This window comes from Phocaeicola sp. (assembly GCF_048170425.1).
Lineage (GTDB): Bacteria > Bacteroidota > Bacteroidia > Bacteroidales > Bacteroidaceae > Phocaeicola.
Map to the genome: position 1 here is coordinate 1 of NZ_DBEXBB010000141.1, position 8,143 is coordinate 8,143.

An 8,143-nucleotide genomic window follows, 5' to 3' on the forward strand; every position below is an offset into this window, starting at 1 on the left:
AGATTTTAATACGAAAAGGTGTAAACCTATATATGATTTTAATTATTAACCTGTCAACTAAATTCAGTACACTTCAGAGTATTGATATTGAGGTCGAAAAAACGCAAGTACGTTTGAACTAAAACGCAAGTTCATTTTACTTGAAACGCAAGTACATTTAAGATAAAACACAAAGGTGTTTTACATCAAACGCACTTGTGTTTTTTTGTAAATCTATTATTGTGTGTTTTACACTTTTTTTATTGTCTTTATTTTCAGTCCTTAAGAGAAAATTTTATATTTGTACATTTGAATTACAAATCTGATAAATACCATGAAAAAACTATTGTTGTTTATTGTGCTTTTTATTGCTGTGGGGAATGGAATATGGGCACAATTTCCTAAAGCTATCTTCCCCGGTGATTATCCGGACCCTTCCATTCTGCGTGATGGGAAGGATTATTACATGACGCATTCTCCTTTTTATTATGCACCAGGATTCCTCATTTGGCATTCCACTGATTTGATGCATTGGGAGCCGGTTTGCAGAGCCCTACCTGAGTATGAAGGATCAGCTATGGCACCCGACTTGCTGAAGTATCAAGGTCGTTATTATATTTACTATCCCACATCGACGGGTGAAAATTACGTGATTTATGCCGATGATATTCGCGGTCCGTGGAGCAAGCCGATAAAGCTGGAGGTAAAAGGCATTGACCCCGGTCATGTGGTAGGTGAAGACGGAAAGCGTTACCTGTTTACCAACAACGGTTGGATTACTCCTTTGAGTGATGACGGATTGAAAGTTACTGGAAAAAGCAGGAAGGTGTACGACGGATGGGAATATCCGGCCAACTGGGTTACAGAAGGGAAGGATATGTATCTGGAATCTCCCAAACTACTTTATAAAGACGGATATTATTACATGATGTCGGCTGAAGGAGGAACTGCCGGTCCGGCTACCAGCCACATGTGTGTGGTGGCACGTTCCAAATCGGTGTTCGGTCCGTGGGAAAATTCGCCTTATAATCCCATTGTACATACTTACAGTGCCAGTGAAAACTGGTGGTCAAAAGGTCATGGTACCCTGGTAGATGACGTGAACGGCAACTGGTGGGTGGTGTATCATGCTTATGCTAACGGATACCATACGTTGGGACGCTCTACCTTAATTGAACCGATAGAATGGACCAGCGACGGATGGTGCCGTACGAAACAGGCCGCTGTCTGGTTAAGCGAAAACAGACAACCGGAATGGAAGATGGAACTGTCGGATAATTTCAGTAAACCGGAATTGGGCATTCAGTGGACGTTCTGGAAGGAATATGCTCCCCAAACTTTGACATTTACGGAGGGAGAAATGCAGGTGAAGGCCAAGGGACGCACTCCGGCAGACGGCCGTCTGTTGTTGGTTACAGCTATGGACAAATGCTATGAAACGGAAGTAGAAGTAAGATTGGGAAATGGAAACATCGGAGGTCTGTTGTTGTACTACAATGAAGAAGCCTACGCGGGAGTGACTTCTGATGGAAAGAATTTTACGGTGTACCGGGGAGAAGAAAAGCCTTTGACGGTAACCAATAAAGTCGGTAAAAACTTCCGGGTGAAACTGCTAAATCAGGGAAACCGCCTGAAAATGTCGATCAGTGCAGATGGAAAGTCTTGGGAAGTGCTTGCCCAGAATGTGGATGTCGCTCGTCTGAATCACAATGTGTATAAAGGATTTTACGCTCTTCGTCCGGCCTTATTGGCTGCCGGAAAAGGGAAAACAGGTTTCCGCAATTTCCGTTACCGCAATGCCATTCCGGAAGAGAAAGATATGGGAGCCTATCTGATGGTTTTCCATCGGGATGAGACACACGGTTTGTATATGGCCGTGAGTCGTGACGGTTATACTTTTACAGCGGTGAATGAAGGAGAGCCTGTGCTGGCAGGTGATACGATAGCCTATCAGCGAGGTATCCGTGACCCGCATATTTTCCGTGGACCGGATGGAGCCTTTTACCTGGCCATGACCGACTTGCATGTGTTTGGTTTGCGCGACGGCTATCGCAAGACAGAGTGGGAACGCGGACCGGAATACGGTTGGGGAAATAACCGGGGACTTGTATTGATGAAATCCTGGGATTTGATTCACTGGAACCGGGCAAACATCCGTTTTGACAAACTTTCTGCCGGATTGAGTGAAGTTGGTTGTGTATGGGCGCCCGAAGTGGCTTACGATGACAAGAAAGGCAAGCTGATGATTTATTACACCATGCGTTTCAAGAGTGAGGCCAATAAATTGTACTATGTGTATGTAAACGATGATTTCAATAAGATAGAAAGCACGCCTCAGATTTTGTTTGAGTATCCGATGGATGGGGTGTCTGCTATTGATGGAGATATAACCAAGATAGGAGATAAATATCATTTGTTTTATGTAGCACACGATGGTATCGGTGGCATCAAGCAGGCGATATCCGACCGGATGAACGGTGGTTATGTGTATGATGCCCGTTGGTATGACTTTGAACCCAAGGCATGCGAAGCCCCCAACGTATGGAAAAGGATTGGAGAGGAAAAGTGGGTATTGATGTATGACATTTTCAGCATTCATCCCCATAATTTCGGCTTTGCGGAAACTTCCGATTTTGTACATTTTAAGGACTTGGGCCATTTCAATGAGGGTGTCATGAAAACTACCAATTACACTTCGCCCAAGCACGGAGCAGTGATTCATCTGACAAAAGAGGAAGCAGATAATCTGGAGGAATACTGGAAAACGCATCAGCGGAAGTATGATCGTGAGACATTCCTTCGCCAGCAAACGGATGGAAATTCTTTTGAGAAATAGAAAAAAGATATGATGCTATGAAAATGCAATGGAGAAAAATTTGCTTCAGTTGTATGGGACTTGCACTGTTTGAGGTATCCGTGCAGGCACAGACATGTGATTGGGTTAGTAGTTGTGAAGGAAAGACCTGGACCCGGAACAAGGTGAAATTACAAACGAAAGCAGGAGGAACAGCTGCTGATTTATCGGTAGATAAGGGAGATTCTGTAGTCGTTTTCAAGGCTTGGGGTACCTGTTTCAATGAATTGGGATGGGATGCGTTGAATGTGCTGCCCAGTAATGAGAAGGAAGATATTCTGAGAAAACTGTTTGCTCCGGAAGGTGATTTGCGCTTTACGTTGGGGCGTTTTCCGATGAATGCAAACGATTTCTCACGCAACTGGTACAGCTGCGACGAGGTACCGGGAGATTTTGAATTGAAGCATTTTAATATAGACCGCGATAAAACTTCGCTTGTGCCGTATATCAAGTCGGCCCAGCGTTATAATCCGAACATGACTTTCTGGATTTCTCCATGGAGTCCGCCCAGCTGGATGAAAATCAATCAGGATTATCCGGTGCGCAGTGATAAATATAATACGATGCACCCGGCGAAGGATTATTATTTGCAAGGCAATAAAGGGCCTAAGACAGATGGGGTGTTCCCGGCTGAACTGGCTGAAACGGACTTCTTTATTCAAGATCCTCGTTACCTGTCGGCATACGCGAATTTCTTTTGCAAGTTTGTTTCCGCATATAAGGAGTTGAATATTCCCATAAAGATGGTGATGTTTCAAAATGAATCGTGGAGCTATACGCCTTATCCGGGATGTGCATGGACACCGGAGGGGATTATCCGTTTCAACGTAGAGTATCTGGCTCCGGCACTGAAGAAAGCGCATCCGGACGTGAAATTGTATTTCGGAACCATCAATACGAACCGTTATGAGGTGATCGAAAAGGTGCTGGATGATCCGCGTATGCCTGAAACGATTCAAGGAATAGGACTACAGTGGGAAGGAGGACAGTTGCTGACCCGCCTGCGTGCGAAATATCCGAATTATAACTATGTGCAGACTGAAAGTGAATGCGGATGGGGGGCTTTCGACTGGAAAGCGGCAGAGCATACGTTTCATCTGATGAATCATTATTTGGGAAATGGCTGTGAGGAGTATACTTTCTGGAATCCGATTCTGGCGGATGAAGGAGTAAGTCCGTGGGGATGGAAGCAGAATGCCTTGATACGGGTGGATTCCAAACAGGCTAAGGCTATCTTTACGCCGGAATATTATGCAGTGAAGCATTACACTCGTTTCCTGATGCCGGGTACGAAGGTGATGGCGTTTAAGCCGACGGGTGAGGACAAGAAGCCCGTGCTGGTAGTACAGACTCCAGAAGGAAAAACCGTGGTGGTGGCTGGAAACTTCCAGGATAGTCCGCAGCAACTAACGGTGAAGTTGGGAGAAAAATGGCTGAATGCGACTTTGCAGGCTCATTCCTTTAATACGTTTGAGTTTCAAGTGAAATAAAAATCAAAGAAAATTACATTTTGATTGAGTAGTCGGGACAAGTTATTCGTATTTCTATAAAAAACAATAAACAGGAATATGAAGAACTTGTCTTTGACGTTAGGATTATGGGTTCTTGGAGCTGCAATGTGTGCGGCAGAACCAATAGAATTGAATTTGTCTTCTCCGGAAGGTACACATAAGGTAAAATTTTATGAGAAAAAATCGGCTTCCGGAGCCAATGTACTTTGCTATGAGGTAAATTACAACGGGAAACAGGTAGTGAAGGAATCGCAGGCTGGGTTACAACTGGACAATCGTGTCTGGGAAATGGCTTTGGGGATGCGTAAATTGCCTCAGCCGGCATGTTGGATGGACAATCTGGAGGTGGATTCAGTGGCTTACGGCAGCCATGACGCTACTTGGACACCGCTTTATGGGGAACGCAGTTCGGTGCGTGATAACTACAAATGGGGCACGCTATATTTGTCGAAAAAGGATGGCTCCAATTACCGTTTGAATGTGGAAGTGCGAGCCTACGATGAAGGGGTGGCTTTTCGTTATTATTTCCCGGAACATCCGAAAGCTATATTTCATAAGGTAGTAGGGGATTTGACGGAGTATACTTTTCCGGAAGGGACCAAGGCTTGGGCCGAACAATGGGCACAGGCGCATTTTGAATACCTGGACGTGAATGCGCTGAAGAAGCCGGTGGAACGTGCCTTGACGCTGGAATTGCCTAATGGAGTTTGGGCAGCATTGACCGATGCGGATGTGGACGACTGGTGTCTGACTAAGTTTCAGTCTTCTGCTGAAAAACAGCATACATTGACTTCTGTCATGTACAGTCCGGTAGATATTGTTACTTATTATGCAACGCCGTGGAAAGTCATCATGGCAGCTGACAAGCCGGGAGAATTGCTGGAACACAATTATATTATCGAAAATTTGAATCCTCCCTGTGAGATTAAGAATACTAACTGGATTAAGCCGGGAAAAATCATGCGCGAAACATCGCTTACAACAGACCAGGCTTTGAAGACCATTGATTTCTGTGCGGAACACCGTATTCCGTACATGCTTTTTGACTGGCAGTGGTATATGCCCTGTACTTCACATGATGGGGATGCCACGAAGGTGGTGTCAAAACTGGACATGCCGAAAGTAGTGGCGTATGGAAAGAAGAAAGGTGTAGGTATTTGGTTGTATGTCAACCAGCATGCTTTGCAGAAGCAGATGCGCGAATTGTTCCCGCTGTTGCATAAATGGGGCATTGTGGGAGTGAAATCGGGATTTGTGCAGTATGCAAGTCACCGCTGGGCTACCTGGTTGCACGACATGGTGCGTCTGGCTGCAGAGAATAACCTGATGATGAATATTCATGATGAGTTCCGTCCGTCAGGATTCAGCCGTACTTATCCGAACTTGCTGACACAGGAGGGTATCTTGGGGAATGAAGAGTTTCCGGATGCTACACACAGTACCATTCTTCCGTTTACGCGTATGATTAACGGAGCCGCAGATTATACTATCTGTTATTATGACAAGCGCTTGAAGAATACGCATGCGCATCAGCTGGCGGCTTCATTGGTATTTTATAGTCCGTTGATGACAATTTTCTGGTATGACCGTCCCCAATTCTACAACGGTGAATCGGAGATTGAATGGTTTGAAAATCTGCAGACTGTATTTGATGAGTCGCACGTGCTGGATGGTATGCCGGGTAAAAATATCACCATGGCTCGTCGGAAAGGGAAAGAGTGGTTTGTGGGTATGCTGATTAACAATGACGGTTCTGATGAAACGCTGGATTGTTCTTTCCTGGACAAGAATCAGACGTATCTGGCATCAATTTATACCGATGGGGGAGAAGAAGTGAAGACAAAGACACGGGTGAAATGTTCGTATGTGCTGGTCGGAGCTGAGGATGTGATAAAGTTTACCCTAAAACCAAGAGGTGGAGCAGCCGTGAGACTGGTGCCCGTGACTGAAAAAGAAGCAAAAGCTTATAAGAAATACGGAGGAGAATCCTTTTAAGTAATTTTTAGATTCTTCTTTTAGGTGTAAGGAGAGTCTGATTCGTATTTATAAACGAAATGTATTTAGATAAATGGATTTTTAAGTTTTGGGTATTTTTTCTTTTGGTAAAAGATTGTTTTGGGGAGTACTTAAATTGAAAGAAGAATGAAAGGATTGTTTTTGATATTAAGTTTGTCGGTTTGCGGCATGTTTCATCCTGCGATGGCGCAGTATCGCTCTGAGGTCTGGGTGGCTGATGAAGGGAATGGCATGTACCGGAATCCTGTGCTTCATGCGGATTATTCTGATCCGGATGTCTGCATGGTAGGAGAGGACTATTTTTTGACGGCCTCCAGTTTTAATTGCACACCAGGATTGCCCATCCTTCATTCAAAGGACTTGGTAAACTGGAGAATTGTGAATTATGCTTTGAAAAAGGTGGAACCGGTGGAATATTACAATGAAGCCCGTCATGGGAAAGGCGTATGGGCACCTTCCATTCGTTTTCATGAAGGGATGTACTATATTTACTGGGGTGATCCGGATTTTGGCATTTTTATGGTAAAGACTTGTGATCCGTATGGAGAATGGGATAAACCGGTGCTGGTAAAGGCTGGCAAAGGGATGATTGATCCTTGTCCGTTATGGGATGACGACGGGCGGGTATATCTGGCTCATGCCTGGGCTGGAAGCCGGGCGAAATTCAATAGTGTGCTGACGGTGTGTGAGTTGAATAAGGAAGGTACAAAGGTCATTTCAGACCCAGTACTGGTGTTTGACGGGAATGACGGCGTAAATCATACCATTGAAGGAGCAAAGTTCTATAAGCGTAATGGGTTTTATTATCTGTTTGCACCTGCAGGCGGGGTCGTTTCCGGATGGCAACTGGTGATGCGTTCGAAAAATGTATACGGACCGTACGAGCCCCGGATTGTCATGGCACAAGGAAAAACGGACATCAACGGTCCGCATCAGGGAGGATGGGTAGATACTCCGGCCGGTGAATCGTGGTTTTTGCATTTCCAGGATAAGGGGGCTTATGGACGTGTATTGCATCTGAATCCGATGAAATGGGTAAATGACTGGCCGGTAATTGGAGTAGATAAGGATGGCGATGGTTGTGGAGACCCTGTGAGCCGCTATCGTAAACCTAAAACCGATAAAACGTATCCGATAGAAACGCCTGTGGAGAGTGATGAATTTGATACTCGTAAGCTGGGTTTGCAATGGGAATGGCATGCAAATTATCAGGATGTGTTCGGCTTTACGACGAATATGGGATATGCCCGTATTTATGGACATGAACTTTCTTCGCATTTTAAGAATTTCTGGGAAGTACCCAATCTGTTGATGCAAAAATTCCCGGCAGAGGAATTTACAGCTACAGCAAAATTAAAGGTTTCGGCAAAAGATGACGGACAACTTTCGGGGCTCATCGTTATGGGCTGGGCTTACTCTTGGATAGGAGTGGAAAAACAGGGAGAAAAGTTCTTGCTGAAGCAGGCGATATGTAAGGATGCAGAACAGGGTAACTTGGAGCAGGTTTCTACATTGGCCGTATTAGAGCCCAGCAAGAAGTTTGAAGCAGGTTTGTTCCCTAATTACGAAAGAGAGATTTACATAAGGGTACATGTGGGCAAAGAGGCATATTGTCGCTTTAGCTATAGTCTGGATGGAAAGAAATTTACGGAGGCCGGCACGCTGTTCAAAGCTCGCCAGGGAAAATGGATTGGTGCCAAGGTGGGAATGTTCAGCGTAACTCCTCATGGAAAGGAGCGTGGCTGGGTAGATGTAGACTGGTTTCGTGTGGAAAAATAAAAGA

The 8,143-nt window shown here is 45.0% G+C and carries 4 protein-coding genes; all 4 read left to right on the forward strand.

The genetic code is table 11. From position 1 onward, the window contains the following. Positions 1–313: 313 nt before the first annotated feature. Positions 314–2,815: a family 43 glycosylhydrolase gene (locus tag ACMJ0U_RS05525; protein WP_417128709.1), complete on the forward strand. Its 2,502-nt coding sequence runs from the start codon at positions 314–316 to the stop codon at positions 2,813–2,815. 53 nt (positions 2,816–2,868) lie between these two features. Further along, positions 2,869–4,323, forward strand: a complete 1,455-nt coding sequence (locus tag ACMJ0U_RS05530; protein ID WP_417128711.1) for a glycoside hydrolase family 30 protein — start codon at positions 2,869–2,871, stop codon at positions 4,321–4,323. Positions 4,324–4,449: 126 nt separating this feature from the next. Further along, positions 4,450–6,339 (forward strand): glycoside hydrolase family 97 catalytic domain-containing protein, encoded by a 1,890-nt coding sequence (locus ACMJ0U_RS05535; RefSeq protein WP_417128713.1) that lies wholly within the window; start codon positions 4,450–4,452, stop codon positions 6,337–6,339. Positions 6,340–6,486: 147 nt separating this feature from the next. After that, positions 6,487–8,139 carry a glycoside hydrolase 43 family protein gene (locus tag ACMJ0U_RS05540; protein ID WP_417128712.1) on the forward strand — a complete coding sequence of 551 codons (1,653 nt, stop codon included), beginning with the start codon at positions 6,487–6,489 and terminating at the stop codon, positions 8,137–8,139. Positions 8,140–8,143 lie beyond the last annotated feature (4 nt).

Excerpts from the sequence above, each read along its gene's own strand:
- ACMJ0U_RS05525 (WP_417128709.1), top strand. The coding sequence starts at position 314 with ATGAAAAAACTATTGTTGTTTATTGTGCTTTTTATTGCTGTGGGGAAT.
- ACMJ0U_RS05540 (WP_417128712.1), top strand. The coding sequence starts at position 6,487 with ATGAAAGGATTGTTTTTGATATTAAGTTTGTCGGTTTGCGGCATGTTT.
- ACMJ0U_RS05530 (WP_417128711.1), top strand. The coding sequence starts at position 2,869 with ATGGGACTTGCACTGTTTGAGGTATCCGTGCAGGCACAGACATGTGAT.
- ACMJ0U_RS05535 (WP_417128713.1), top strand. The coding sequence starts at position 4,450 with ATGTGTGCGGCAGAACCAATAGAATTGAATTTGTCTTCTCCGGAAGGT.